24 protein-coding genes, 1 tRNA gene and 1 other RNA gene are annotated in these 25,681 nt (G+C 70.7%); 11 read left to right on the top strand and 15 right to left on the bottom strand.

The window, feature by feature from the left end; genetic code table 11:
• Positions 1 to 36 precede the first annotated feature (36 nt).
• Positions 37 to 681: a GNAT family N-acetyltransferase gene (locus ACWDRB_RS24300; protein ID WP_350724051.1), complete on the top strand. Its 645-nt coding sequence runs from the start codon at positions 37 to 39 to the stop codon at positions 679 to 681.
• Positions 682 to 937: 256 nt separating this feature from the next.
• Positions 938 to 3,949: an AfsR/SARP family transcriptional regulator gene (locus ACWDRB_RS24295; RefSeq protein ID WP_449897083.1), complete on the top strand. Its 3,012-nt coding sequence runs from the start codon at positions 938 to 940 to the stop codon at positions 3,947 to 3,949.
• 267 nt (positions 3,950 to 4,216) lie between these two features.
• Here ACWDRB_RS24295 and ACWDRB_RS24290 read toward each other — a convergent pair whose 3' ends face one another.
• On the bottom strand, positions 4,217 to 5,608 hold the full coding sequence (locus ACWDRB_RS24290) for a DUF7059 domain-containing protein (RefSeq protein ID WP_449897081.1): 1,392 nt from the start codon (positions 5,606 to 5,608) through the stop codon (positions 4,217 to 4,219).
• A 233-nt stretch (positions 5,609 to 5,841) separates the two neighbouring features.
• On the opposite strand from ACWDRB_RS24290, the gene ACWDRB_RS24285 reads away from it, so the two are divergent.
• Positions 5,842 to 6,144, top strand: coding sequence for a hypothetical protein (locus ACWDRB_RS24285; RefSeq protein WP_192788942.1), 303 nt, complete (start codon positions 5,842 to 5,844; stop codon positions 6,142 to 6,144).
• A gap of 13 nt (positions 6,145 to 6,157) precedes the next feature.
• Here ACWDRB_RS24285 and ACWDRB_RS24280 read toward each other — a convergent pair whose 3' ends face one another.
• The 3 genes from ACWDRB_RS24280 to ACWDRB_RS24270 all read right to left on the bottom strand — a co-directional run bounded on the left by ACWDRB_RS24280 (position 6,158) and on the right by ACWDRB_RS24270 (position 8,294).
• A complete protein-coding gene (locus tag ACWDRB_RS24280) occupies positions 6,158 to 7,117 on the bottom strand; it encodes an NAD(P)-dependent oxidoreductase (protein ID WP_449897078.1) in 960 nt (319 codons plus the stop codon).
• 74 nt (positions 7,118 to 7,191) lie between these two features.
• Positions 7,192 to 7,782, bottom strand: coding sequence for a TetR/AcrR family transcriptional regulator (locus ACWDRB_RS24275; protein WP_449897076.1), 591 nt, complete (start codon positions 7,780 to 7,782; stop codon positions 7,192 to 7,194).
• Positions 7,779 to 8,294, bottom strand: a complete 516-nt coding sequence (locus tag ACWDRB_RS24270) for an N-acetyltransferase family protein (protein WP_449897074.1) — start codon at positions 8,292 to 8,294, stop codon at positions 7,779 to 7,781. Before ACWDRB_RS24270 ends, ACWDRB_RS24275 begins: the two co-directional genes overlap by 4 nt.
• Positions 8,295 to 8,352: 58 nt before the next feature.
• Between ACWDRB_RS24270 and ACWDRB_RS24265 the strand changes: the two genes are divergently transcribed.
• The 4 genes from ACWDRB_RS24265 to ACWDRB_RS24250 all read left to right on the top strand — a co-directional run bounded on the left by ACWDRB_RS24265 (position 8,353) and on the right by ACWDRB_RS24250 (position 11,761).
• Positions 8,353 to 8,820 carry a winged helix-turn-helix transcriptional regulator gene (locus ACWDRB_RS24265; protein WP_350724063.1) on the top strand — a complete coding sequence of 156 codons (468 nt, stop codon included), beginning with the start codon at positions 8,353 to 8,355 and terminating at the stop codon, positions 8,818 to 8,820.
• 41 nt (positions 8,821 to 8,861) lie between these two features.
• Positions 8,862 to 9,647, top strand: coding sequence for an SURF1 family cytochrome oxidase biogenesis protein (locus tag ACWDRB_RS24260; protein WP_449897072.1), 786 nt, complete (start codon positions 8,862 to 8,864; stop codon positions 9,645 to 9,647).
• 10 nt (positions 9,648 to 9,657) lie between these two features.
• On the top strand, positions 9,658 to 10,401 hold the full coding sequence (locus ACWDRB_RS24255; RefSeq protein ID WP_449897070.1) for a tyrosine-protein phosphatase: 744 nt from the start codon (positions 9,658 to 9,660) through the stop codon (positions 10,399 to 10,401).
• 163 nt (positions 10,402 to 10,564) lie between these two features.
• Positions 10,565 to 11,761, top strand: a complete 1,197-nt coding sequence (locus ACWDRB_RS24250; RefSeq protein ID WP_350724068.1) for an amidohydrolase family protein — start codon at positions 10,565 to 10,567, stop codon at positions 11,759 to 11,761.
• Here the strand turns inward: ACWDRB_RS24250 and ACWDRB_RS24245 are convergent.
• The 4 genes from ACWDRB_RS24245 to ACWDRB_RS24230 form a co-directional block, all read right to left on the bottom strand.
• Positions 11,758 to 12,111, bottom strand: coding sequence for a YkvA family protein (locus tag ACWDRB_RS24245; RefSeq protein WP_350724070.1), 354 nt, complete (start codon positions 12,109 to 12,111; stop codon positions 11,758 to 11,760). The two genes, ACWDRB_RS24250 and ACWDRB_RS24245, sit on opposite strands and share 4 nt — an antisense overlap.
• Before the next feature lie 79 nt (positions 12,112 to 12,190).
• Complete coding sequence (locus tag ACWDRB_RS24240) at positions 12,191 to 13,609, bottom strand: amidase (protein WP_449897067.1); 1,419 nt, start codon at positions 13,607 to 13,609, stop codon at positions 12,191 to 12,193.
• Between the two features lie 22 nt (positions 13,610 to 13,631).
• Entirely contained in the window at positions 13,632 to 14,591 is a 960-nt protein-coding gene (locus ACWDRB_RS24235) for an LLM class F420-dependent oxidoreductase (protein ID WP_449897065.1), read from the bottom strand.
• 62 nt (positions 14,592 to 14,653) lie between these two features.
• A complete protein-coding gene (locus ACWDRB_RS24230) occupies positions 14,654 to 15,322 on the bottom strand; it encodes a TetR family transcriptional regulator (protein ID WP_449897063.1) in 669 nt (222 codons plus the stop codon).
• A 451-nt stretch (positions 15,323 to 15,773) separates the two neighbouring features.
• Here ACWDRB_RS24230 and ACWDRB_RS24225 point away from each other — a divergent pair, with 451 nt between their 5' ends.
• The gene (locus ACWDRB_RS24225) at positions 15,774 to 16,448 is read left to right on the top strand and encodes a hypothetical protein (protein ID WP_449897061.1); all 675 of its coding nucleotides are present in this window, start codon (positions 15,774 to 15,776) and stop codon (positions 16,446 to 16,448) included.
• Between the two features lie 113 nt (positions 16,449 to 16,561).
• Here ACWDRB_RS24225 and ACWDRB_RS24220 read toward each other — a convergent pair whose 3' ends face one another.
• From ACWDRB_RS24220 to ACWDRB_RS24200, 5 genes are all read right to left on the bottom strand, one after another.
• The gene (locus tag ACWDRB_RS24220) at positions 16,562 to 17,620 is read right to left on the bottom strand and encodes an aspartate-semialdehyde dehydrogenase (RefSeq protein ID WP_449897059.1); all 1,059 of its coding nucleotides are present in this window, start codon (positions 17,618 to 17,620) and stop codon (positions 16,562 to 16,564) included.
• Positions 17,617 to 18,891 (bottom strand): aspartate kinase, encoded by a 1,275-nt coding sequence (locus ACWDRB_RS24215; protein WP_449897057.1) that lies wholly within the window; start codon positions 18,889 to 18,891, stop codon positions 17,617 to 17,619. The genes ACWDRB_RS24220 and ACWDRB_RS24215 overlap by 4 nt, the downstream gene beginning before the upstream one ends.
• A gap of 84 nt (positions 18,892 to 18,975) precedes the next feature.
• Positions 18,976 to 19,503 carry a DUF5063 domain-containing protein gene (locus tag ACWDRB_RS24210; RefSeq protein WP_350724082.1) on the bottom strand — a complete coding sequence of 176 codons (528 nt, stop codon included), beginning with the start codon at positions 19,501 to 19,503 and terminating at the stop codon, positions 18,976 to 18,978.
• Positions 19,496 to 20,095 carry a recombination mediator RecR gene (recR, locus tag ACWDRB_RS24205; protein WP_449897054.1) on the bottom strand — a complete coding sequence of 200 codons (600 nt, stop codon included), beginning with the start codon at positions 20,093 to 20,095 and terminating at the stop codon, positions 19,496 to 19,498. Before recR ends, ACWDRB_RS24210 begins: the two co-directional genes overlap by 8 nt.
• A 2-nt stretch (positions 20,096 to 20,097) precedes the next feature.
• Complete coding sequence (locus tag ACWDRB_RS24200) at positions 20,098 to 20,448, bottom strand: YbaB/EbfC family nucleoid-associated protein (RefSeq protein ID WP_350724084.1); 351 nt, start codon at positions 20,446 to 20,448, stop codon at positions 20,098 to 20,100.
• A 309-nt stretch (positions 20,449 to 20,757) separates the two neighbouring features.
• Here ACWDRB_RS24200 and ACWDRB_RS24195 point away from each other — a divergent pair, with 309 nt between their 5' ends.
• Positions 20,758 to 22,167 carry a GAF domain-containing protein gene (locus ACWDRB_RS24195; protein ID WP_449897051.1) on the top strand — a complete coding sequence of 470 codons (1,410 nt, stop codon included), beginning with the start codon at positions 20,758 to 20,760 and terminating at the stop codon, positions 22,165 to 22,167.
• Between the two features lie 52 nt (positions 22,168 to 22,219).
• On the opposite strand, the gene ACWDRB_RS24190 is transcribed toward ACWDRB_RS24195, so the two are convergent.
• The gene (locus ACWDRB_RS24190) at positions 22,220 to 24,712 is read right to left on the bottom strand and encodes a DNA polymerase III subunit gamma and tau (protein WP_449897049.1); all 2,493 of its coding nucleotides are present in this window, start codon (positions 24,710 to 24,712) and stop codon (positions 22,220 to 22,222) included.
• Between the two features lie 31 nt (positions 24,713 to 24,743).
• Positions 24,744 to 24,839, bottom strand: an RNA gene (ffs, locus tag ACWDRB_RS24185) — signal recognition particle sRNA small type.
• Positions 24,840 to 24,925: 86 nt separating this feature from the next.
• Between ffs and ACWDRB_RS24180 the strand changes: the two genes are divergently transcribed.
• Positions 24,926 to 25,010: transfer RNA gene (locus ACWDRB_RS24180), tRNA-Ser, on the top strand.
• A 279-nt stretch (positions 25,011 to 25,289) separates the two neighbouring features.
• Positions 25,290 to 25,670 carry a hypothetical protein gene (locus ACWDRB_RS24175; protein ID WP_449897047.1) on the top strand — a complete coding sequence of 127 codons (381 nt, stop codon included), beginning with the start codon at positions 25,290 to 25,292 and terminating at the stop codon, positions 25,668 to 25,670.
• Positions 25,671 to 25,681 lie beyond the last annotated feature (11 nt).

Here is a 25,681-nt window from a genome sequence, read left to right as displayed (position 1 = left end):
GTTACGTGCGCCCCCGCTTCCCCTCATCATGTGCTCATGCCCGCTCTTGTCACCTTGTCCGGGCGCTCCGTGCGCCTGGAACCTCTCAGCCTCGCGGCGATCGACGACCTCGTCGCCGCGGCGAGTGAAGACCGTTGCACTTACGCCTTCACTCGCGTCCCGGAAAGCCGGGACGAGATGGTCTCCTATGTGGAGGCCGCCATGGCTGAGCAGGCGGAGGGCCGCTCCATGCCCTTCGCCATCCGGTGGCTGAACACCGACCGCGTGGTCGGTGCCACCCGTCTCATGCACCTGGAGTACTGGCAGGGCCCCATGCCCTGGCCTCCGGGTACACGGGGTGCGGTGGGCGAGATCCCGTCCGTGGCGGACATCGGTTACACCTGGCTGGCCGCCAGTGCCCAGGGCACGGGTGTCAACCGTGAGAGCAAGTTCCTGATGCTCTCGCTCGCCTTCGAGACATGGAACGTCCACCGCATCACCCTCAAAGCAGATGTACGTAACACCAAGTCCCGGGCCGCCATCGAGGCCCTCGGCGCACACTTCGACGGGGTGCGGCGAGCGGATAGCCGAGGCGCCGACAACACGGTCCGAGATACCGCGTTCTACTCGATCCTGAGCTCCGAATGGCCGCTCGTACGCGAGCGGCTCGCCCTGCGGCTCGGACTGGTCGAGGCGGCCTGAGAACCTGTCCACCACGGCCCCGCCCCAAGAAAGTTTGGGCGGGGCCGTATTTTTTCCTGCCTACGAGTGCTCTACATGACACGCCCCCGCGGTGTGAGTCATGCCTAGCCGACCATCAGCATCCAGGGGCACGCTCAACACCGGATCAAAGACGGATCAACGGCACATTTAACGATCAGTCCGGAGTCTAGGTGACAAAGGACGTTGGATCTATCATTTGGTAACAAAACGATCCATTGGCTGGGAGACATTCGGCATGGCTGGTCAGAGCGTCGAGGGCGGGCTGAGGTTCGCCGTGCTCGGTCCTGTCCGCGCCTGGCGTGACGGCCAGGAGCTCGATCTGGGCACTCCGCTGCAGCGTTCCATCCTGGGCATGCTGCTGCTGCGTGAAGGCCATGCGGTCACCCCCAACGAGATGATCGACGCGGTCTGGGGAGAGGACGCGCCCCCGCGGGCCCTGGGCGCCCTGCGCACCTACGTCTCCCGGCTGCGTACGGTGCTGGAGCCGGACCGGCCCGCCCGTTCCCGCCCGGAGCTGCTGACGTCCATCGGGAGGGGCTACGCGCTGCGGCTGCCCGACGGCTCGCTCGACCTGGTCCGCTTCGAACGCGGCGTCCAGGACTCCGAGAGCGCGCGCAAGAGCGGCCGGCTGCGCGAGGCCGCCGAAGGGCTGCGCGAGGCGCTGTCGCTCTTCGAGGGCGAGCCGCTGGCCGGGACCGTCGGCCCCTACTCCGAGCACCAGCGCGACCGGCTGGTCGAGCGCCGCATCAGCGTCGTCGAGACGCTCATGGACGTGGACCTGGAGCTGGGCGACCACGCGAAGGTCGTCTCCGAGCTGATCGCGCTGACCGCCGACCACCCGCTGCGCGAGAAGCTGCGCGCCCAGCTCATGCTGGCCTACTACCGGTGCGGGCGGCAGGGCGACGCCCTCAACGTGTTCACCGAGACGCGCGAGGCCCTCGTCGAGGAGCTCGGCATCGAGCCGGGCCCCGAGCTGGCCGCGCTGCACCAGCGCATCCTGGCCGCCGACCCCACGCTGGCCGCCGCCGAGGTGCCCGCCGAGGAGCCGGTGGAGGAGCCGGTGGAGGAGCCGGAGCAGCGCCAGGCCCCGCAGTTGCCGCGCCCCGCGCAGCTCCCCGCCGCCGTCAACGACTTCACCGGCCGCAAGGAGGTCGCCGTACGGCTCCGCACGCTGCTGTCGGCCCAGTCGTCGGCGCAGTCGTCGGCCGAGGGCGTGCCCGTGATCGCGGTCTCCGGCATCGGCGGCGTGGGCAAGACCGCGCTGGCCGTGCACGTCGCGCACCTGGCCGAGGACCTGTTCCCCGACGGCCAGCTCTATGCCGACCTGCGCGGCTACACCGACGAGGCGACCGTGCCCGAGTCGGCGCTCGGCGGGTTCCTGCGGGCGCTCGGCATCCCGCCGGACATCGTCCCGGACGGGCTGCCGGAACGCGCCGCGCTCTACCGGTCGATCCTCGCCGACCGCCGCATCCTCGTGCTGCTCGACAACGCCCGCGACGCCGAGCAGGTCAGCCAGCTGCTGCCGGGTTCGCCCGGGTGCGCGGCCATCGTGACGAGCCGCGGCAAGCTGGCCGACCTGCCCTCCGCACGGCTCATCGACCTCGACGTGATGGAGCCGGGCGAGGCGCTGTCGCTGTTCGCGTCGGTGGCCGGGGCCGAGCGCGTGTCGGCCGAGCACGGCGCGGCCATGGACGTGGTGGCCGCCTGCGGGTTCCTGCCGCTGGCGGTACGCATCGTGGCCGCCAGGCTGGCCGCGCGCCCCTCCTGGACGGTCGCCTCGCTCGTGCCCAGGCTGGCCGACGAGCAGCGCCGCCTCGACGAGCTGCGTGTGGGCAACCTGGCCGTCGAGGCCACGTTCGCGCTCGGGTACGGCCAGCTCGCGCCGGCCCAGGCGCGTGCCTTCCGCCTGCTCTCGCTGTCCAAGGGGCCCGACATCTCCACGGGGGCGGCGGCCGCCGTGCTGTCGGTGAGCCAGTTCGAGGCGGAGTCCGTACTGGAGTCCCTTGTGGACGCGAGCCTGCTCGAGGCGCCCGCGCCCGGCCGCTACCGCTTCCACGACCTGCTCAAGCTGTTCGCCAGGCGCCAGCTGGACAAGACCGAGCCGCCCGAGGCCAAGGCGCGGGCGCTGCACCGGCTGCTCGGCTTCTACCTGGCCTCGGCCCAGTCCGCGCACAGCCTGGCCTACGAGGGCAGCATGATCCCGGCCAACATCGTGACGATCAGCGAGGGGCTGTCGTTCACCAGCGTGGACGAGGCCGTGGCCTGGCTGATCGCCGAGGGCGACTCGCTGTTCGCGGCCATCAACCAGGCCGCCGCGTCGGCCGTCGCCGGCGAGCAGCTGCTGCCCGCCGGAGACCTGCTGGTGGCGATGGAGCCGCTGCTGGAGGCGGGCACGCACACGCGGGAGTTCGCCCAGGGCACGCGCGCCGTGCTGAGCGCCGCGCAGCGGCTCGGCGACCAGGGCAGCGAGCTGCGCAGCCGGTACGTGCTCGGCCGGGTGCTGTTCGCCGACAACCAGCTGAAGGCGGCCGAGGGCCACTTCAGGGTCGTCCACGAGCTGTCCACGGCCCGCGGCGAGAAGATCGTCACCGGCGAGGTGCTGAACGCCCTGGCCGTCGTCGTCGGCAGGCAGCGCCGCCACATCGAGGCGCTGGAGCTGTTCGACGCGGCGATGCGGTTCTACCGGGCGAACGACGTGCCGGCCGGCGAGGCGCTGGTGCTCAGCTACTCGGCCCGCGACCACCTGGGGCTCGGCCGGCCCGCGGACGCGATCGCGGCGGCGGAGAAGGGCCTGGCCCTGTTCACCGAGATCGGCAGCGGCGCCGGGACCGCCCGCGCCCGCTACCACCTCGGCATCGTGCTGTCCCGGGTCGGCCGGCTCACCGAGGCCGTCCACCACCACGCCGAGTGCCTGGCCTTCTTCCGGGCCAGCAAGCAGCGCGTCTGGGAGCAGCGGGTCTGCTCCAGGCTGGCCGAGACGTTCATCGCCGCCGGACGCCACCCCGAGGCCGTGCGCCACGCGGAACAGGCGCTGGTGGTCTCCCGCGAGATCGGCCACCCGTACGGCGAGGCGCTGTCCCTCACGGTGCTCGGCAAGGCGCTGCGCGGTCTGGGCAGCACGACCAGGAGCCTGGAATGTCTACGGCAGGCGTTCGAGATCTTCTCCCGGCTCGGCGCCCCTGAGGCCGGGGACCTCAAGGCCCTGATCGATGCCATCCCCGCCGAAGGGGCCGTCGTCGAGTCCTGAGTACAGCTCATCGTCCAGACGTGTCATCCACACATGGTTGATCAAGGCTGTCCTTAGGCCGTCACGAATATGTCGTGATGCAGCCCGGCCGGTCATCTGTCGCCACCACGCGTCGCTAGGGGGCCCGGTTATCCGGATGCTCCGCGTAGTGGCTAGCCGCCTCACCTTAGACGACCGGCCGGACCTGACACGGCCCTCGAACCCCCCGGGGTCCGTGTCTTGGCCATGAGCCTCCACCCGGGCGCTCAACGTCCAATTGACGGGCGATTAAAGCAGGAAGTAACCCTCCGCGATCAGCGGCCTGACCGCGTCGGAGTCGAGGATCTCACCGTCGCCGACCAGCTCGGCGATCACGTTGAGCAGGGGGCCGAGCGCCAGCTCGCCGTCGCAGACCCCGGCCAGCGCGGCCTCCACCGTGCCGACCTCCCTGCTGCGGCGCAGGCCCTGCGTCTGGCGCAGCACGATGCGGATGGGGTCCTCCGCGCCCGGCAGGCCGATGCGCTCGTCGAGCAGGCCGTCAGCGGTGCGCAGGAGCGCCGTGTCCAGCTCCTTGACGCGGTGCGCGGTGGCGACGGCGTCGAGCACGGAGTCCACGTAGTCGCCGACCGGGAGCGAGACCAGGTGGTCCAGGTGCTCGACGCGGACGACCGGGTCGAGCGTGCCGGAGTTGCGCATGGTGATCCAGCCGAACCCGATGCCCTCGACCTTCCGCTCGTCGAACCAGGCCAGCCAGCGGTCGTAGTGCTCGGCGTACGCCTTCGTGCCCTGCTCGGCGGCGTCCCTGAGCCAGAGCTCGACGTACTCGGCCGGGTCCTGCACGTCGCGCTGGACCACCCAGGCGTCGCAGCCGGTCTCGCGCAGCCAGCCGCCCACGCGGTCGTGCCAGTCCTCGCCCTCGACGTGCAGCCAGTTGGCCAGGAAGTGGGCCTGGCCGCCGGGGTTGAGGTGGCCGGGCGTGCGGCGTACGAGGTCGCGGCAGAAGCCGTCGCCGCCGGCCTCGCGGTAGGTCAGGCCGTCCCCGGGGCCGATGACGAACGGGGGGTTGCTCACGATCAGGTCGAACAGCTCGTCCTCGACCGGCTCGAACATCGACCCCGTACGTGCCTCCACGCTGGAGATGCCGGACAGCTCCCAGCTAAGCCTGGCCAGCTCGACGGCCCGCGGGTTCACGTCGGTGGCCACGATGTGCTCGGCCCGCCCGGCCAGGTGCAGCACCTGCACGCCGCAGCCGGTGCCGAGGTCGAGCGCGCGCCCCACCGGGCGGCGGGTGGCGAGCTGGGCCAGGTTGGCCGAGGCGCCGCCGGCCCCGACCACGTGGTCAGGACGCAGCGCCGGGTCGCCGGGGCGCACCTTGCGGTCGGAGACGAGGTAGCCGCCGGTCTCCCAGGGCTGCAGGTGCACGGTCGCGCTCACCTGGTCGCCGTCGGCCCTGACCAGCCCCGAGTCGAAGACCTCCGGGGCGAGGGACGCGGCGGGGACGGGAACGCCCAGCCACCACAGCCTGATCGACGCCGCCAGCGGATCGAGGTCGGCGGTGGCGCGCAGGGCCGGCACCAGCTCCTCCCTGGCCAGGGCCGAGGCCGCCATGCTGCCCAGCCGCTCACGTACGCCGTCGATCGTGTAGTCGGTCTCCAGGAGGTGATGGCGCAGTCGTTCCACAAGTCCATCCTTTCACCACGGACACTCCCGCATAGCCCGATACCATCGGCGCTCGCACTGTTTCGGGATAGCGCGCCGATGGTCGCACTCGCGAGGGCTCCCCACCCCGGGCTCGCAATCGTCGCTCCCTGTGCTCATACTGTTACTTAAGCACCCAAGCGTTCTGCAAGCGGCGGACAAGTAGTGAGCGGTATCTCTAGGGAAGTCGCCACGTCGCCCCGAGGAGCGGACCCATGCTGATTCCTTGCTTGGCCTGCGAGTCCCGGTTCGGACCTGACGAATACTTCCGCGCCTGCTCCGACTACAACCGCGGCATGGACCTGGTGTCCTGGACGTGCCCGCGCTGCGGCAACCGCGACGACCTGCGGGTGCTGCCCGGCGAGCTGGGGTTCGGCTATCCGCATCGGGGCAGGTTCGACGTGCACGACCGGGTCCGCGTGCCCGGCCTGCGCAGGCACCGCGGCGACCTGCGGCTGGACATCTCGCTCGACCGGGCGAGCTGGCGCGTCCACACCCGCCTCCGCCAGCCCGCATGACGGCCCAGGCGGATCAGGCGAACGGCAGGGCGGGCACGCAGGCGTGGGCGGGCCGCTCGCCGCGCAGCAGCCGGGCGATGTCCTCCACCAGCATCCCGGCCAGCTCCTCCCGGCTCTCCCCCGTGGCCCCGCCCAGGCGGGGTGTCAGCACCACGTTCGGCAGGCGCGTCAGGGGGTGGGCCGGATCGAGCCACTCGCCCTCGAAGTGGTCGAGCCCCGCGCCGCCCACCTGGCCCTGGCGCAGCGCGTCGACCAGCGCCGTCAGGTCGTGCAGCGCGCCGCGCGAGGTGTTGAGATAGATGGAGCCCGGCCGCATCGCGCCGAACTCGGGGTAGGCGAAAAAGCCCCGCGTCTCCCCGGTCAGCGGCACGTGCAGCGACACCACGTCCGCCTCCGCCAGCAGGGCGGGCAGCGTGTGGGTGGCCTCGGGGACGAACGGATCGCAGATGATCACTCGCATCCCCAGGCCCTCGCAGCGCCAGCGCACGGCCCTGCCGACGCGGCCCAGGCCCACGACGCCGAGCGTCCTGCCGCTCAGCCGCCTGCCGCGGTGGCGCTGGGCGGGCGGCACCTTGCCGACGCGCCCCTGGCGCACCTCCCGGTCCGCGGCCACGATGTTCCGGCTGACGGCGAACATCAGCGCGAGCGTGAGCTCGGCCACCGACTCGGGGTCGCGGTCGGCGGCGTGCAGGACGGTCACCCCGTACTCGGCGGCCAGCGCCAGGTCCACGCTGGTGGTCGGGCCCATGACGGCCACCACGTCGAGGGGCAGGGCGAGCACCGACGTGCGAACCTGGTCGCCGTCGGTGATGAGCACGGTCGCGCCGGTCTCGATGACCAGGTCGGCGAGCTGCTCGTCGGTGAAGCCGAGGCTGGGACGCGCGGGAACCTCGGCCAGGTCGGCTACCTCGCCCAAGCGGGCGAGCGCGCTCTCCGGCATAGCGGGCAGTGCCAGCGCCCGAGGTCGAGTCACAAGTGGACAATAACACCACAGACGGTGCCCGGATCATCGCTCCCCGCGCTGGTCAGGCCCCTTGCGGGGGCCTGTCATTGCTGGCGGAGGCTCTGCCACGCGGCGGCGCCCAGCCCCTTGATCTCCTCTTCCGTGGGCGTGTGGGCGCCCGCGAACCACAGGCGGCACATCTCCTGCGCGGGCCCCAGCCACAGCACGTAGCACATGGTCGGGTGGACGGTCTGGAGCAGGCCGTTCTTCATGTGCGGCCGCCACCAGTCGGAGACCTGGCGGAAGAACCCGCGCCGGGCCTCGGCCACCTCCGCGCCGCCCGGCTCGTGCTTGCGCGGCGGTCGCTCGCTGACCAGCAGCCTGGCCCTCTCCGGGTGCTCGCCGGCCCACCGCATGTGGAGGGCCACGACGGCCTCGATGCCGTCGCGGGCCTCCTCGTGGCTGACCAGCTCGGCGAGGAAGGCGGCCTGGTAGGCGGTCAGGATCTCCGCGTACAGCACGCCGAAGACATGCTCTTTGCTGGCGAAGTGGTGGTAGAAGCTGCCGACGCTGACGCCGCTCTCCTCGCGGAGGCTGGCCAGCGTGGTGGCCGAGACCCCGTCCTGACTGAAGCGGCGGAGGGCACCCTCGATGATGCGGGTACGGCCGTCGCGTCCGTTCTTGGCACTCTTCACGCTGTCAATGGTGTGCCAACAGAACCTTGTTCCGCAAATAGGCCGAGTGGATCGATCATAGCGGTCACCTCCACCGATCCGGAAGTCACCTTCATCTCGGCGTCCGGCCAGAGCCTGCGGACGAGTCTCAGGACGCGCCGGTTCTCCCCCAGCACGTCCATGCCCACGGTCCGCGCACCCCGTACGGAGGCCCTGAGCAGCAGCACGTCGATCAACCTGGGCCCGATCCCCCGGCCCTGCCACTGGTCGGCCACGACCACGGCGACCTCCACGTCGGCGCAGCCGCCCCTGAAGCTCATGGCGTGGCCGACGATCTCGCCGCCCTCGGTGATCGCGACGAGCGCGTCGCGGCGCTCGTCCAGCGCGAGCAGCGTGCGCACCAGCCCCGCGGCGGGGGTGCTGACGCCGGTGAAGAAGCGCAGCGTCTGCGTGTGGAGCGACAGCCCCGCCAGGAAGCGTCTGATCCGTTCCTCGTCGTCCGGGCGCGCGGGGCGGATCTGGGTTCCCTGCATAGACTCAGCCTGCCCGCGAGCGCTGAGTCTGTCAAATGAACTCAGATATAATGTGGGAATGAACGTTCCCTTCCGGGTGGACAACTGCTCGATCGAGCGCACCCTGGACATCGTCGGGGAGAAGTGGACCTTCCTGGTGCTGCGCGAGGCGTTCAACGGCGTGCGGAGGTTCGCCGACATGCAGGCGATCACCGGCGCCCCCCGCCAGGTGCTCAGCGCCCGGCTCGCCCGGCTGGTCGACGAGGGCCTGCTGCGCAAGGAGCCCTACCGCGAGCCCGGCCAGCGGCAGCGCGACGAATACCGGCTCACGGACAAGGGCCGCGACCTCTATCCCCTCCTGGTCGCGCTCATGCACTGGGGTGACAAATACCTGGCGGACGAGGACGGGCCGGCGGTGCTGCTGACCCACCGCGACTGCGGGGCCCCCATCGAGCAGCATTTCCGGTGCGCGGACGGCCACGAGGTGAGCGGGCCGCGCGAGGTGACCGCGGTGCCCGGGTCGGGGGCCCAGCTCAGAAGCGCCTAGGCGCGTGAGGGGGCACCCCCTCCGGTGCCTACCCTTGAAGCGTGTACCGGTTCCTGCTGACGCCCCGATGGCTCGCGCTCCACGTGGTGGTGCTGCTGGTCATCCCCGCCTTCGTGTTCCTCGGGCGGTGGCAGTTCGGGCGCTTCGAGGAGCGCTCGGCCAACAGCGAGCGGGTCACGGCCAACATCGAGGCCGCGCCGGTGCCGCTGGAGCGGCTGGCGGTCCCGGGGCGGCAGGTCCGCGCGGACGACCGGTACAGGAAGGTCACGGTCTCGGGCACGTACGACCCGTCCCACGCCCTCCTCGTACGCAGGCGACCCCAGGAGGGCCAGAACGGCTTCTACGTCCTGACGCCCCTCGTCACCGGCAACGGCACGGCGGTGATCGTCAACAGGGGCTGGGTCAAGGCAGGCGCCACCGCCGACGCCACGCCCGAGGTGCCCGCTCCGCCCACAGGACAGGTAAATGTCACCGGGCGGCTACGGCTCAGCGAGACCGAGGACTCCAGCGGCATCCGGGAGCGCGCCGGGCTGCCGGCCGGGCAGGTCCTGCTGATCAACGCCGACAAGATCGGCAAGGGGCTGCCGTACCGGCTGGTGGGCGGCTACGTGGAGCTGACCGAGCAGACTCCCCCGCCGGCCACGGCGCCGGCCCCGGTGCCCGAGCCTGACGTGGGCGCGGGAGGCGGACTCAACCTGGCCTACGGAGTCCAGTGGTGGCTGTTCATCGGCATCGCCCTGGCCGGCTGGGTCCTGCTGATCCGCCGCGAGGTGGCCGAGCGGAAGGCCGGCGATTCGTCCAAGGAGTCCGTCACCGCCGCCAATTAAGGTGTTGAGCGTGATCCGCCACATTGAGTTCGCCAACATCTTCAACTTCCGCGACGTAGGTGGATATGCGACCCATGACGGGCGCACAGTCCAATGGCAGCGGCTCTACCGGGCCGACGCGCTCGGCTGGCTGGCCGGAGACGATCTCAGGATCTTCCGAGAACTACGCGTGCGTACGGTCATCGACCTGCGGCACGCGTCCGAGATCGAGAAGGTGGGCCGCGTCCCGGACGCCGAGGGGCAGAGCTACCACAACCTGCCCATCGAGGGCCGCCGCTGGGACATCACGACCTACAAGGAGGAGAGCGGGATCCCGAGATTCTTCGCCGACCGCTACCTGGAGCTGACCGAGGACGGCGTCGACAACCTCAGGACCGCCCTGGAGACGATCGCACGGGCCGACAACGCCCCCGTGGTGATCCACTGCGCGGCCGGCAAGGACCGTACCGGAGTGCTCGCCGCGCTCGTCCTGTCGCTGGCGGGCGTGGGCGAGGACGACATCGTGGCGGACTACGCGCTCACCGGGCTGGCCACCGAGCACTTCATCGGTAGTTGGCGCGCCAGGCACCCCGACGCGGCCATGTGGGCGGGGTTCGGCCTGGCGCCCGCGGAGGCCATGCGCCTGTTCATCGACGACCTCAAGGCGCGGCACGGCTCGATCGAGACGTATGTCACAAAAGTCCTGAACATTTCCCCGGCCACCATTTCCGAATTACGCGGCCACCTGCTGACTGAACCGGACTCCGAGGGGTAGTGGCAGGCCGGGTCCCACCTGCTGCGTCCAGGTGAGCGGCCCATCCCTGGCCTGGGACCGCCCGTCGGCCCCCCTCCCGGCGGTCCCGGGTCGAAGATCTCGGATACCCAACGGATACGTCGCAGCTTGTTCGACGTTATCCCGCCGTCGTACGGTTACCTGCGTGACTACGCCGCTGCTCCCCGACCCTGACCCGAGGCGGCGCGACTACGTGATCATCTCCGCCGACGATCACCTGATCGAGCCTCCCGACCTGTTCGAAGGGCGGCTGCCGGAGAAATATGCCGATGTCGCGCCCAAGGTCGTGGATACGGAGGCGGGCCACCAGGTCTGGCGCTACGGCGGGGCGACATACCCGTGCGCCGGCATCGACGTGGGCGCCGGGCTGCCCCGCGAGCAGCGCACGCTCGACCCCATCAGGTTCGAGAACATGCGCCCCGGCTGCCACGACATCGAGGCCCGCGTCGAGGACATGGACCTGGCGGGCATCTGGGCCGCGCTGTGCTTCCCCGGCATGCTGGCCGGGCAGTCCGGCATGCCGTTCGCCAGGACCCGCGACCAGGAGCTCGGTCTGGCCCTGGTCAAGGCGTGGAACGACTGGCACATCGACGTCTGGGCCGGCACCTACCCCGAGCGCATCATCGGCCTGCAGCTCCCGTGGTTGCCCGATCCCGACGTGGCCGCCAAGGAGATCCGCGCCAACGCCGCCCGCGGCTTCAAGGCCGTGGTCTTCCCCGAGTTCCCGACCCGGCTGCGGCTGCCGTCGATCCACTCCGGCCACTGGGACCCGTTCTTCGCCGCCTGCGAGGAGACCGGCACGGTGGTCGCCCTGCACACGGGCGACTCGTCGTGGTCCCCGGTGCCCTCGCCCGACACGCCCATCGAGGCCATCACCACGCTGATGCCGACCAGCGCGATGTTCGCCTGCGCCGACTGGCTCTGGTCGGGCGTGCCGCTGCGCTTCCCCTCGCTGCGCCTCCTCATCGTCGAGGGCGGCGTGGGCTGGCTGCCCATGCTGGCCGAGCGCGCCGACTACGCCCTCGACCACCCGGTCGCGAGCGAGGCGTCGTGGGAGGGCGGGCTCAAGCCCAGCGAGGTGCTGCGCCGCAACTTCTTCTTCGGCACGCTCGATGACCACGCGCTGTCCGGCGTGCGGCTCGCGGTCGGGCTCGACCACGTGCTGCAGGAGAGCGGCTACCCGCACTCCGACTCGACCTGGCCCGACACGCAGAAGTCCGTGGCGCGCAATCTCGGAACGCTCCCGCCCGCCGACATCGCCAGGGTCGCCTACGGCAACGCCGCCCGCCTCTTCGGCCACCCGCTGCCCTCGCGCGCCTGGCTGCGGATGGAGGAGATCTAACCCTCTTCCTCGACCAGCCTGGCCTGGATGACGTTGCGCTCGTGCTCGACGTAGCGGCCGCTCTCGCCGAGCAGCGTCGCGGCGAGCCACAGGAACACGCCGAAGTCGTCGACCACGCCGACCATCACCAGGAAGTCGGGCACCACGTCGACGGGTGACAGGATGTAGACCACGCCGAGTCCGAGCATGGCGAGCTTGCTCTTGCCCATGCCCGCGTACTGTCCGCGCATGACCGCGCCGACCATCCGCGGGATCGCCCGGACCCTGGTCATCAGGCCGGGCGACCCCGGCTTGGTCACGTCGCGGTAAGTCCGCCAGGCCGCCGCTGCCCGTGCTGCCTTCGCCATCATGAGGAACCCCCTACCCCCGGCTTCTCACGACATAACGCGTCGGAACCGCCACGAGTTCCTGGCCTGCTCCCAGAAGGGGTCAGCGCAGCGCCGCGTGCTCGAACGGTCTGGCCCGCTCGATCTGCGCGGCCACCCGGACGAGCAGGTCCTCCCTCCCGGCCGCCGCCACGAGCTGCACGCCCACAGGCAGGCCGGCCGCGTTCGTGTGCAGCGGCAGCGAGATGGCGGGCTGGCCGGTCGCGTTGATCGGCGAGGTGTAGGCCACGGCATGCGCCGTGCGGCCGAACGCGACGCTGAGGTCCTCCGGCGGGATCCAGCCCAGCGGGAACGGCGCGACGCCCAGCGAGGGCATCAGCAGCAGGTCGTGGCCCGCGCTCCACCAGGCGGCCATGCGGCGGCGGTAGCCGTCGATCCACTGGGTGGCCAGGATGTGGTCGGCCGCGCTGTGCGTGCGCGCCGCGCCGAGCATGGCGGCGTTGCGCGGCTCCAGCTCCTCCGGCCGCACGGGCGCGCCGCGCAGCTCGCCCAGGCTCTCCACGTGCGCGGCGAGGTTGTCGGCCACGATGGCGCCGAAGTGCTGGGCGAAGCCGGGCTCGGCGAGCGCCCCTGGGCCGCCGGGCACGACGTCGTGACCGAGCGACTCCAGCAGCACGGCGGCCCTGGTCACGGCCTCCGTCAACGCGGGCACCTCGGGCACGGACCCGTTGGGATGCCTCGTGACGAACCCCACCCGCAGCCGCCCCGGCTCCCTGCCGACCTCGTCGGCCAGCGGACCGGGCAGCGCGGGGGCGTCGTACGGGTCACCGGGCCGCAGGCCGGACACGACGTCGAGGGCCGCCGCCGTGTCGCGCACGGTCCTGGTGACGAATCCCGGGCACGAGAACCCGCTCCACCCCTCCCCCATGACCGGACCCAGGCTCACGCGCCCGCGCGTCGGCTTGAGCCCCACCAGGCCGCACAGGGACGCGGGGATGCGGATCGAGCCGCCGCCGTCGCTGGCGGTGGCCAGCGCCACCATCCCGGCCGCCACCGCCGCCGCGGACCCCCCGCTGGAGCCGCCCGCCGAGTACGCCGGGTCGTACGGGTTGCGCGTGGGCCCGAACGCCACCGACTCAGTGGTGATCGTGCTGCCGAACTCCGGGGTGTTCGTCCGCCCGAGCAGGACGAACCCGGCCTCGCGCAGGCTCACCACGCCGTAGCCGTCGACGCCGGGCTCGACGCCGTCGCGTACGTTCGAGCCCCCGCTGTACGGCTCGTCCGACTCGCGCCACCCGAGGTCCTTCAGCAGGATCGGCACGCCCCGGAAGGGCGCTTCCTTGGGGATGGAGTCGATCTCCGCCAGCGCCCGCTCGAACCGGCGGTGGATGACCGCGTTCAGCTCGCCGTCGTGGACCTCGATGCGAGCGATGGCGGCCTCGGCCAGCTCCCTCGCCGTCACCTGCCCGTCCCTGACCGCCTGCGCCTGACCGACCGCGTCCAGCCTGAGTACGTCGTCCATGCACCCTCCTACGCTCGGGGAGCTATCTCTTGGGGGCCAGCTCGCGCACGGCCTGCTCTATGGAGATCTCACCGCCCGGGACGGGCGCGAGGACAGGGGTGTCGAGGCCGTTGTCCACGTACTCCTGGATCCTGGCCCGGCAGGTGGCCGCGTCGCCGTGCACGATCAGGGCGTCGACCACCTCGTCGGGGATCGCCTTGAGCGCCGCCTGGCGGTCGCCGGCCTGCCACGCCTCGTGCATGGGCCGCAGCACCTCGCCCCGGCCCAGCCAGTCGTGGAAGGCGGCGTACACCGGGACGGTCAGGTAGGTGGCCAGCATCCACCTGGCCATCTCGCGCACGCGGTCGACGTCCTCGCTGACGCAGACGAACAGGCGGGCGATCAGCTCGGTGCCCTCGCCGATCTCGGCGCGCACCTTGCGCACGTCGTCGGGCGAGAGCCAGTTGGTGATCGCGCCGTCGGCCTCCGCCGCGGCCAGGTGGAGCATCCTGGGCCGCAGCGCGGCCAGCACGATCTTCGGCGGGAGCTCGGGGGCCCGCTCCAGCTTGAACCCCTTGATCTCGAACGTCTCGTACGTCTCCGAGACCTTCTCCCCGGCCAGCGCCTTCTTCAGGAAGCGCAGCGTGTCGCGCGTGCGCGCGTAGGGCTTGTCGAACCGCCCCGCGTTCCACCGCTCGACGATCACCGGCGACGAGGCGCCGATGCCCAGCACGAAGCGCTCAGGCGCCAGGTCGGCCAGCGTGGCCGCGGACATGGCCAGCAGCCCCGGGCCGCGCGTCGAGACGGGCACGATGGCGCTGCCCAGCCTGATCCCCGGCGCCCACTGCGCGGCCATCGCCAGCGGCACGAACCCGTCGGCCCCGTTGACCTCGGCGGACCACGCGTCGGTGTAGCCCAGCTCGGGCAGCTCCGCGATCAGCTCCTGCGATTTCGACAGCGGGCGATCGTAGAAGGGGATGGTCATGCCCCAGTTGCGACTCATTCACGGCCTCCAAGCGCGTCCGCAGCGGCCGCTCCACCCTACCAACCGACCGGTATGGCGTCCTAGGCCCGCAACTCGTGGACCGCCGCGATGAAGTCCTTCGTGATCCCCCTCAACCCGGGCAGATGCGACAGCCCGACCAGCCGGTCCACCAGCGGCACCGTCACCTCGATCAGCCGGTACGTACGCGCGCAGCCCGGCGAGGTGTCGTGCACCCAGAACAGCACCATGCCCATGGACAGCAGCCAGAGCAGCTCGGGCAGCTCCTCACGCAGCTCGGCGTTCATGCGGTCCCGCGACCCCTCGACGACCTGGCGGTAGATCTCGATGGAGGCCTCACGGGCCGGGGACGACTGCTTGCTGAACGGGCTCAGCGGGTTGGTGGGCTCGGCCGCGTGCTTGAAGAACTTCACGGCGAACTCGTGGTAAGGCTCGGAGACGCGTACCCACTCGCGTAGCACCCCGCTCAGCCTGGCCGCGAACGACGTCTCGGTGGCCAGGAACTCCCTGCAGGCCGCCTCGTGCTCGGCCTGGGCGCGGTCGTAGTACGCCTGGATCAACGCCTCCTTGCTCTCGAAGTAGTAGTAGGCGTTGCCCACGGACACCCCGGCCTCGGCGGCGATGGCACGCATCGTGGTCGCGTCGAAACCGCGCTCCCTGAACAACCGCAATGCCGTCTCGACGATGACGTCTCGGGTGCTCTCCGATCCTCGGTTTCGGGCTTCGGACACGTTCGTCACTTTACGTCGTGATCGGGCGTCGGGCAGAAAACCCGCTCATCAGGCTGCTGTCCCTCTGTTGTGTCTGGTCAGGGCCATAGCAGCAGTCCAACCTAGCAGGTTTTGCAGTCCAAGGTCATGTAGCCGCACGGTGATCACCGCCACAAGGCAAAGTTGCACCTGCGGCATGAGTTATCTCCTGCGAAAGGTGGGATTGTCGTTTCAGGCGGAAGGGCTATTTCCGCGAAAAGGCATCGACATGTGGATACGTGGAACAGTGCGCCTCGCAGTAGTCGCACTCCTCGGCATTGAGATAACCATAATCGCGCTGGCCTCGGCCGCTTCAGCCGCCACCCACCCCGAAGGGTCGGCTGCGCCGGACAGCCAAAAATCGGCCGAGTCCGAGGGCTCGGAGCAGGAGGCCGGGTCGGACCCGGGCCGGACCTGGGCGTTCGATCGGCTCATGGCGGCCGGTGAGGACATCACCGCCACGCCGGGCTGGCCCTTCAACGACTCGGCCGACGAACAGGAGGGACCGCCCGACGACTGGACGCCGCCCCGCATGCACGGGCCCGCGCAGCTGACGGTCATCGACCCGCCGGCGATGGCACCGCGATCTCCGGCCACCAGATCCGCCAAGAGCCGCGTACGCACCAGAGTGGCCCGGATGCCCCGGGTACGGCCGCGCGCGGCGCTCAGGCGCTCTGAAGTCGATCTGACGCGTGTCCTGCCGCGCTTCGGGGCCATGCACATGTCCCACGGCCTGGCCACCGGTTGGCTGAGGAGCGGGGGCGTGCGGATGAAGTCGACCGGCAACTGCTCCAGCAAGCACGTGCACCACTGCACGTCGCTCGACTCGGTGCGGACCGGGACCATCGCCCGGATGATCGAGCTGAAGCGCGAGAGCGGGTGCCCGATCATGGTGACGGGTGGCACGGAAGCGGGCCACGCTTCTGGGCAGTACAGCCACGGCAACGGCTACAAGCTCGACATCTCTCACAACACCTGCATCGACCGGCACATCACGCGTTACCACGCGAAGGCCGGCGTGCGCAGCGACGGCGCCCGGCTCTACCGTTCCGGCTCAGGCACCGTCTTCGCCGACGAGAGCGACCACTGGGACATCCTCTTCCGGTGACAGAGCCCGGGTGAGGGTACGCCGTGCGGGGAGCGCACGGCGTCACACCACCTGGACAGCACCGGACGGCGGACGCCGTGCGAAATGCACGGCGTCACACCATCCGGATGAGGTTACAGCTCGCCCGCGACCAGCTCGGCGATCTCCGCCGCGTTGAGCGCCGCGCCCTTGCGCAGGTTGTCACCGCACACGAACAGGTCGAGCGTGTTGGGGAAGTCGATCGCCTGACGGATGCGGCCCACGTAGGTCGGGTCGTTGCCCACCACGTCGAGAGGCGTCGGGTAGACCCCGTTGGCCGGGTCGTCCATGAGGACCACCGTCGGCGCCGCCTCCAGGACACGGTGCGCGTCGGCGACCGTGATCTCACGCTCGAACCGCGCGTGCACGGCCAGCGAGTGAGTCGTGATCACCGGCACGCGCACGCAGGTCGAGGAGACCTTGAGGTCGGGGATGCCGAGGATCTTGCGGGACTCGTTGCGGAGCTTGAGCTCCTCGGAGGCCCAGCCGCCGTCCTTGTAGGAGCCGGCCCACGGCACCACGTTGAACGCGATGGGCGCGGGGAACGGCGAGTCGTCGGGCAGCTTGTTGGCCAGCACCTTGCGTACGTCACCGGCCGCCTGGCCCACCGTACGGTCGCCCGCCAGCGCCTCGACCTCGTCGTAGAGCCGCGCCGAACCCGCCACGCCGGCGCCCGACACCGCCTGGTAGGAGGCGACGACCAGCTCCGTGAGCGTGAACTCGGCGTGCAGCGCCCCCATGGCCGCCATCATCGACAGCGTCGTGCAGTTGGGGGTCGAGATGATGTTGCGCGGCCGGTTGCGGGCGTCGAGCGGGTTGACCTCGGGCACGACCAGCGGCACGTCCGGCTCCATCCGGAACGTCCCCGACTTGTCGATCACGATCGCGCCGCGCTCGGCCGCGATCGGCACCCATACCGCCGACACCTCGTCCGGCACGTCGAAGATCGCGATGTCGATGCCGTCGAACACCTCGGGCGCGAGGGCCTGCACCACGACTTCCTCGCCGCGCACCTGGAGCACCTTGCCCGCCGAACGAGGCGAGGCGACGAGACGGATCTCGCCCCAGATGTCCTCACGCGACGACACGATGTCGCGCATGACGGTGCCCACGGCGCCGGTGGCCCCGATCAGGGCGAGACTGGGCCTGCTCATCGTCCACTACCTCCGTACACCGTGGCTTCGACCTGGTCGGCATCGAGCGAGAACGCGCGGTGGGCGGCCTGCACGGCCGTGTCGACACCGTCCTGCTCGACGACCACCGAGATGCGGATCTCCGAGGTGGAGATCATCTCGATGTTGACCCCCGCGTCGGCGAGGGCCGCGAAGAACGTCGCCGTGACGCCGGGGTGCGAGCGCATGCCCGCGCCGATCAGCGACACCTTCCCGATCTGGTCGTCGAAGAGCAGCGACTCGTAACCGATCTGACCCTGGATCTTCTTCAGCGACGCCAGCGCCGTCTGGGCGTCGGTCGTCGGCAGCGTGAAGGAGATGTCCGTGCGGCCCGTGGCCGCGGCCGAGACGTTCTGCACGATCATGTCGATGTTGATCTCGGCGTCGGCCAGCGTTTTGAAGATCGAGGCAGCCTCTCCGACCTTGTCGGGGACCCCGACAACTGTGATCTTGGCCTCGCTCCGGTCGTGTGCGACGCCGGAGATGATCGGCTGCTCCATCTCGGTTCCTTCGGTGTAAGGGTCGGAGACGACCCAGGTGCCTTCCTTGGTGCTGAACGAGCTGCGTACGTGAATCGGCAGGTCGAACCGGCGAGCGTATTCGACGCAGCGCAGATGCAGGATCTTCGAGCCGCACGCGGCCATCTCCATCATCTCGTCGTACGAGATCCTGGGGATCTGCCGCGCCGCCGGCACGATGCGGGGGTCGGCGGTGAACACGCCGTCGACGTCGGTGTAGATCTCGCACACGTCGGCCTGCAGAGCCGCCGCCAGCGCCACCGCCGTGGTGTCGGACCCGCCGCGGCCCAGCGTGGTGATGTCCTTGGTGTCCTGCGAGACGCCCTGGAAGCCGGCCACGATCGCGATGTTGCCCAGGTCGATCGCCTCACGGATGCGGCTGGGCGTCACGTCGATGATGCGCGCCTTGCCGTGGATGGAATTGGTGATCACACCTGCCTGCGAGCCGGTGAACGAACGGGCCTCGTGGCCGAGGTTGGCGATCGCCATCGCCAGCAGGGCCATCGAGATGCGCTCGCCCGAGGTCAGCAGCATGTCGAGCTCGCGGCCCGGGGGCAGCGGCGAAACCTGCTCGGCCAGGTCGAGCAGCTCGTCCGTCGTGTCGCCCATGGCGGAGACGATCACGACCACGTCGTTGCCGGCTTTTTTCGTCGCGACGATCCGCTGCGCGACCCGCTTGATGCAGGACGCGTCGGCGACGGACGAACCACCGTACTTTTGCACAACGAGCGCCACGAGAGTCTCCCGGTTTGGACTGTGAGCTGCCAGTCTACTGGGGGCTTCTCATGAACCCGATGAGCTGTACCACTATCTGGACGATCAGACGGTCGTCTCCTCGGCGACGTCCAGACGCGAGTGCGCGGCCAGGGCCTGGAGGGCACGCATCGCGGCGCCCGCGTGGTTGCCCCAGGTGTTGAAGTAGGAGTACTGCCACCACCAGAGCGCCTCGTGGGGCCGCCCCGCGTGGTAGTGGCGCAGGCCGTGGATGAGATCGGCGGCGACCGCGGTCAGGTCGTCCGAGAGCCGGTAGGGCGTGACACCGGTGTCCTTGTACGGGTCGAACACCTCGGCGTAGTCGTCGACCGGCCGCAGCCGCTCGGCCAGCGCGGTGCGGACGCCGTCGATGTCGGGGTCCTCGCTCATGGCCGGCTCGTAGTTGCCCGCGAGGATCACGTCGCGGTTGGCCCCGAGCTTGGCGCCGGCCAGGCTGACCTGCGCGACCTCCACCAGCAGCAGCGACCAGATGGCGTCGCCGCCCTCGCCGCCGGCGACCCTGGTCAGGCCGTCGACGTAGTCCTGCGCGTGCCCGGAGATCTCTTCGGCCAGCGCATTCCACTGGTCAGACATCCAGCAGCCTCCGTCCTTCGAAAGCGCGGCCCAAGGTCACCTCGTCGGCGTACTCGAGGTCACCGCCCACAGGCAGACCGCTGGCCAGTCGTGTCACTTTGATGCCCATCGGCTTGACCAGACGGGCGAGGTAGGTAGCCGTCGCCTCGCCCTCGAGGTTGGGATCGGTGGCGAGGATGAGCTCGGTGACCCGGCCATCCGCCAGACGTGTCATGAGCTCGCGGATGCGCAGGTCGTCGGGGCCGACGCCGTCGATCGGGCTGATCGCGCCGCCGAGCACGTGGTACGTGCCACGGAACTCGCGCGTCTTCTCGATCGCGACGACGTCCTTCGACTCCTCCACCACACATATCACGTGGGTGTCGCGGCGCGGGTCACGACAGATCCGACACTCCTCTTCGGCGGCCACGTTTCCGCAGACGCGGCAGAAACGGACCTTCTCCTTGACCTCCAGCAGCGCGTGCGCGAGCCGCTTGACGTCGGCCGGATCGGCCGCCAGCAGGTGGAACGCGATCCGCTGCGCGCTCTTGGGACCGACGCCGGGCAGCAGGCCCAGCTCGTCGATCAGGTTCTGGACGACCCCCTCGTACATGCCTAGAACCCTGGCAACTGTCCGAGGCCGCCGCCACCCAGCCCCTGGGCCAGCGGGCCGAGCTTCTCCTGCTGCAGATCGGCCGCGGCGCGGACGGCGTCGCGGACGGCCGCGATCACCAGGTCGGCGATCGTGTCCGCGGTGTCCTGCGCGTCCCCGGCGTCGATCACGCTCGGGTCGATCCTGAGCTCCAGCAGCTCACCTGAGCCGTTGACCACGGCCGTGACAAGGCCACCGCCCGATGAGCCCTCGATCTGCGCGTCGTTGAGCTCCTGCTGGGCGCTCACAAGCTGCTGCTGCATGAGCTGGGCCTGCTCCAGCAGCTGCTGCAGGTTGACATCCCCTGGGTTCACCGTCGTGCGCTCCTCGTGGCTCCGGTTCTTGACTGCCACGAGCCTACGGGGTTTGGGCGTCGTCCTGTACTGGTGCAGCCCTACCTGGGATGTTTTTTGGCCGGATCTCGGCCCCCCTCCAGCGTCCGAGACCCGGCCACCACGTCGGCGGAGCGGCCGCACCACGCCGACGCGTTGCCACAGGAAGTTAGCGACCCTGACGTTGCACACACGTTGCGTTCATTCAATCACCCTGTGCAATCCCCCCCTTAGGGCTTGCGCGGACCGCCCGCAGGGCGGATGCTCTTTGTTGACTACTTGGAGTGACCGATGAGTTACGCAGACCTCGACGCGTACTCGCGCCTGCTACGCGGAGCGCACGAAGCGGCGGCGGCCGGCCGTGTGCCTCCGGAGCTGCCCCGCCGCCTGATCACCGCCTCCTGGGAGCGGTCGCTGGAGGCCGGGATCGACCCGGAGGGCAAGAGCGCGCCCCTGGTCTACGACCTTTCCCACATCAAGGACGTCCGCCAGGCGCACCCGTTGCAGCCGTTGCTGCCCCTCATCGCCCAGACGCTGTCCAGCCTGGCCGACGAGGTCCTGATCGTCACCGACGGCGGCGGACGGGTGCTGTGGCGCGAGGGCAACCACGCGATCATGCGCCGGGCAGACCAGATCGGTCTGGCCGACGGGCACCAGTGGGCCGAGGGCACGGTCGGCACCAACGGCATCGGCACCGCGCTCGAAGCGGGCCGGCCCGTGCACGTCTACTCGGAGGAGCACCTCATGCGGGTGCTGCACATCTGGTCGTGCAGCGCCGCCCCGATCACCGACCCGGACTCGGGCCAGATCGTCGGCTGCGTCGACGTCAGCGGCACCTCGCGCAGCCTGCACCCCGCGACCGTCGCGCTGGTCGCGGCCACGGCCAAGCTCACCGAGACCCAGCTCGCGCTGCGCATGCACGAACGCGACGAGCGCCTGCGCCGCCGCTTCGAGTCCCTGCGCGGGCGGCCCGGGGTCCTGCTGTCGGCCACCGGCCGCGTGCTCTCCGGCGACCCGGCCGGCTCCCTGGGCGAGCGCATCCGCCTGTCCGGCCGGCGGGTGATACTCCAGGACGGTTCCGCCGCCGTGCTGGAGCCGTTCTCCGACGGCTTCCTCCTGCGTCTCACGCCGTCCGCGGCGCCTCCCACGCTCGTCCTGTCCTTCCTCGGCGAGGGGCAGCCGGTGGCCACGTTCGGCGAGCTCGACCGGCCGCTCTCGCTCCGGCACGCCGAGATCCTGGCCCTGCTCGCATTGCATCCGCACGGGCTGACGGCCGAACAGCTCTCGTTCCACCTCTACGGCGACGACGGCAACCCGGTGACCATCAGGGCGGAGATCCACCGGCTGCGGGCCCAGCTCGGGGAGGCCATCGCGGCCAAGCCGTACCGGCTGACCTGCCCGCTGGAGGCCGACTTCCTGGAGGTACGCCGCCACCTGTCGGCCAACGACTCCCGCGCGCTGGCCCGCGCGTACCGGGGCCCGCTGCTGCTCCGCTCGGAGTCGCCGGAGATCCGCCGCGAGCGGGACGAGCTGGAGGCGCAGGTACGCGTGTGCCTGCTGCGGCACGGGTCGCCGGACGAGCTGTGGACGTACGCGCAGACCTGCAGCGGCCGGGACGACTACGAGGTCCTGGAGCGCCTGGCCGCCCTTCCCTCCACCGACCCCCGCTCCGCGGCCGCCCGCTCCCGGCTCTGCCCCTGACGCTCAGGCGCTGCCTCAGGCGCGGTCTTCCAGCGCGGCCTTCAGCGTGGTCTCAGGCGTGATCGATCTCGCCGATCACCCGGGCGCCGAGCTCGCGCTCCAGCAAAGCCATGCCGGAGACCGCGTCCACGTCGGCGTCGACGTCGTTCAGGGGGTCGACGTCGTCCGACTCCGGGCCCTTGTTGCGGCTGGGGACGCTCTCCGGCCAGGCCGCGGCGCTGCCACGGGCGGCCGGCACGCGCGGACCCGCCTGGGCCGCGGCCCGCGCCGCCGACTTCGCGGCGGCCATCCCGCTGCCGACCGCGACGACGGAGACGGTGTTCGTGGGGTCGGGGGCCGGCGGTGAGCCGGGGCTGAGGTCGTCAGGAGCGTCGGGCCAGGACTCGTCCGTGGTCTGACGTCCGGTGGACCCGGCCGCGGGGTGGCCTGGGCCGGCCTCCTGGGAGTCCCCGTCCTCGTGGGACCCGCCGTGGGAGGCCGTACGCCCCTGGGAAACGTGAGCCCCCGGCTGGGCGCCCGCCCCACCCTGGGCACCGGCAGGTCCAGGCACGCCGGAGGGGGCGGAAGGCGGACCGGCCGAGCCGGAGGCGGCGTGCGGACCGGTCGAGCCGGAGGAGGCAGCGTGCGGGCCGGCCGAGCCGGGCGCCGCGCCGTGACCTCCCGCTGGGCCGTTACCTCCCGCCGCGCCGTGGCCGCCCGCCGGGCCGCCGGGCGCGGGCGGGCGGGGAGCGCCCCGGGACGCGGAGCCACCGCCGGGGGCCGGGGAGCCGCCGACGACCGCCTCGACGCGCCACGTGCCGCCGAGCACGTCGCCGAGCGCACCGGCCACGACGGCGTCCTTGCCGCCGCCCGTGAAGTTCTTCATCGCGCCGACCTGGGTGAAGCCCAGTGTGACGACGTTGCCTTCCACACCCACGACCTGGGCGTTGGTGCTCACGTTCGCCCAGACGACGATGCTGCGCTGCTTGAGCGAGGCCAGCACGGCGGCCCACTGCGCCTGCAGGGCCCCCGCCCCGCTCACGGTGGGAGCGCCGCCACCGGGCTGTCCGCCGCCGGCCGTCTGGGGCGCGCCGCCTGCCGCTGGGGCCGCCTGTGTCACGGAAGGCGAACCGGGACGAGCCGGCTCAGGCCAGTCGTCACCTCCCGCCGCACCGGAACCGGCGGCAGCCGGACCCTGGCCACCCACCGCCGCTTCACCCACGCTCCCAGCACCCACCGGGGCCGGCGCGCCACCCTGCCCGGACGAGACACCCGGTCGAGGAATGGACACCGAAGCGGGACCGGCCGTACCGGCTGGACCGGAAACGGGCGGGGCGGAGACAGGCGGGACAGAAGCCACGGAAGGGACGGGTGGGGCGGCGACCCTGGCGGCGGCCATCTGAGCAACAGCCCCACCACGCTCCAGCCGCTCGATACGGGCGAGCAACGCCTCCTCACCCTGCGCGGCCCCCGGAAGCAGGACGCGCGCGCACATCAGCTCCAGCAGCAGCCGAGGCGAGGTGGCCCCGCGCATCTCGGTGAGACCGGCGTTGAAGACCTCGGCCGCGCGCGTGAGCTCCGCCGGGCCCATCGAAGCGGCCTGTTGAACCAGGCGCTCCAACTCATCGGCGGGCCGGTCGAGCAGCCCGCTCGACGCCGCCTCGGGGACGTTCGCCAGGATGACCAGGTCACGGAAGCGTTCGAGCAGGTCGGAGGCGAAGCGGCGGGGGTCGTGGCCGCCCTCGATGACCCGGTTGACCGCGTGGAACACCTGCCCGCCGGCACGCGCCGCGAACGCGTTGACGACCTCGTCGAGCAGGTCGCCGTCGGTGTAGCCGAGCAGGGAGACGGCCTTGGCATAGGTGATGCCGTCCTCCTCGGCCCCGGCGAGGAGCTGGTCGAGGATCGACAGCGAGTCACGCGCCGAGCCCGCGCCCGCCCGTACGACGAGGGGCAGCGCGGTGGGCTCGAAGGGCACGCTCTCGGAGGTGAGGATCTCCTCCAGCAGCGCGCGGAGCGTCGCGGGCGGCATCAGCCTGAACGGGTAGTGGTGGGTACGCGACTTGATCGTGCCGATGACCTTTTCCGGCTCGGTCGTCGCGAAGATGAACTTCAGGTGCGGCGGGGGCTCCTCGACGAGCTTGAGCAGCGCGTTGAAACCCTCCCGGGTCACCATGTGCGCCTCGTCGATGATGTAGATCTTGTAGCGCGCGGAGACGGGGGCGAAGAACGCCCGCTCACGCAGGTCGCGCGCGTCGTCCACGCCACCGTGCGAGGCGGCGTCGATCTCGATGACGTCGAGGTGGCCAGGACCGGTGGGGGCGAGCGCGACACACGACTCGCAGACACCGCACGGGTCGGGCGTCGGCCCCTGCTGGCAGTTGAGAGAGCGCGCCAGGATGCGCGCGCTGGAGGTCTTGCCGCACCCGCGAGGGCCGCTGAACAGGTAGGCGTGGTTGATCCGCCCCGTACGCAACGCCTGCCGCAGCGGGTCTGTGACGTGCTCCTGACCCTTGACCTCGGCGAACGTCCCGGGCCGGTACTTGCGGTAAAGCGCAAGGCTCATGCGACCATCCCGCCTGCGAGGGGGCTCTCAACGAAGAGACCCCTCGCACACCCGCCAGAGCCCGCTTATCCTTGCTGCCTTCCGGCCCTGGGGAGGTTCACAGGATGACGCCGCGCGAGGGGTCCCTGGACAGTCTAGCCGGATGACGCAGTGCTCGCTCCACACCGGAAAAGGTGGTCTGCACACGCCCAGAAGTCCGGTAAGCTCGTCGGCGGAGGATTCGCCTAGTGGCCGAGGGCGCACGCTTGGAAAGCGTGTATAGGGCAACCTATCAGGGGTTCAAATCCCCTATCCTCCGCGCCTGGTTGAGGCAGTAAACGCGAAGGGGCCGACCCCATCCAAGTCGGCCCCTTTCGCTATTCCGGGCCTTCCCGCCTCCCAGATGAGACTCCCGACTTGCTTGGCCACGGTCTGCCGGATGTCGTCGGTGACGTGCTGGTAACGCGGACTCACGGTCTGGCTGGTCGCCATTAGGTGTGACGTCGGAGGCGGTTTTGTCGAGATTCTGTGCACTGAGCGGTCGACGGCATCGCGGCGCTGTCATGATCTCGGAGGCGCCTCACCGATGGGATCCGCGATGCCTACTCGCTCGCTCGTGCTGCTGGCCGCCTCGCTCCTCACGGGCTGCCTCGCAGTTCTGGTGCTCGTCCAGGACTCCGACCTGGTGCTCCTGAGGGAGCACCTGAACCATCCGTTCGCGCTCGGCGTGCTGGCCTGCGCGTTGATGACGTTGGGTGCCCTCGGGCTGCGGTGGAGGTGGGTACGGACCACGATCATCATCCTCGCCGGGCTGGGTGCGAGTGCCGCGCTGTTCGTGGGGTTGATCGCCACCTCACTCACCGCTACCGAGGAGGTCGGCTTCGTCGACGGACCGGCACCGTACCGGGTCCGGCTTCAGCAGTCGGCCTTGGACCCCATCTCAGGCCGGCCCCGGACCACCGCCTCCGTCAACTGCTGAGAGGTGTCCCG

It is taken from the genome of Nonomuraea sp. NPDC003707, from assembly GCF_053587055.1.
The sequence above is the reverse complement of the archived record's forward strand: the minus strand, read 5'-3'. Positions and strand labels throughout refer to the sequence as shown.

Coding starts and splice junctions, on each gene's coding strand:
- ACWDRB_RS24295 (WP_449897083.1), top strand. CDS start 938: ATGGCTGGTCAGAGCGTCGAGGGCGGGCTGAGGTTCGCCGTGCTCGGT.
- ACWDRB_RS24265 (WP_350724063.1), top strand. CDS start 8,353: ATGAACGTTCCCTTCCGGGTGGACAACTGCTCGATCGAGCGCACCCTG.
- ACWDRB_RS24220 (WP_449897059.1), bottom strand. CDS start 17,620: ATGAGCAGGCCCAGTCTCGCCCTGATCGGGGCCACCGGCGCCGTGGGC.
- ACWDRB_RS24175 (WP_449897047.1), top strand. CDS start 25,290: ATGCCTACTCGCTCGCTCGTGCTGCTGGCCGCCTCGCTCCTCACGGGC.
- ACWDRB_RS24190 (WP_449897049.1), bottom strand. CDS start 24,712: ATGAGCCTTGCGCTTTACCGCAAGTACCGGCCCGGGACGTTCGCCGAG.
- ACWDRB_RS24245 (WP_350724070.1), bottom strand. CDS start 12,111: ATGATGGCGAAGGCAGCACGGGCAGCGGCGGCCTGGCGGACTTACCGC.
- ACWDRB_RS24195 (WP_449897051.1), top strand. CDS start 20,758: ATGAGTTACGCAGACCTCGACGCGTACTCGCGCCTGCTACGCGGAGCG.
- ACWDRB_RS24285 (WP_192788942.1), top strand. CDS start 5,842: ATGCTGATTCCTTGCTTGGCCTGCGAGTCCCGGTTCGGACCTGACGAA.
- recR (WP_449897054.1), bottom strand. CDS start 20,095: ATGTACGAGGGGGTCGTCCAGAACCTGATCGACGAGCTGGGCCTGCTG.
- ACWDRB_RS24210 (WP_350724082.1), bottom strand. CDS start 19,503: ATGTCTGACCAGTGGAATGCGCTGGCCGAAGAGATCTCCGGGCACGCG.
- ACWDRB_RS24225 (WP_449897061.1), top strand. CDS start 15,774: ATGGCGGCCGGTGAGGACATCACCGCCACGCCGGGCTGGCCCTTCAAC.
- ACWDRB_RS24240 (WP_449897067.1), bottom strand. CDS start 13,609: ATGGACGACGTACTCAGGCTGGACGCGGTCGGTCAGGCGCAGGCGGTC.
- ACWDRB_RS24270 (WP_449897074.1), bottom strand. CDS start 8,294: ATGCAGGGAACCCAGATCCGCCCCGCGCGCCCGGACGACGAGGAACGG.
- ACWDRB_RS24300 (WP_350724051.1), top strand. CDS start 37: ATGCCCGCTCTTGTCACCTTGTCCGGGCGCTCCGTGCGCCTGGAACCT.
- ACWDRB_RS24235 (WP_449897065.1), bottom strand. CDS start 14,591: ATGAGTCGCAACTGGGGCATGACCATCCCCTTCTACGATCGCCCGCTG.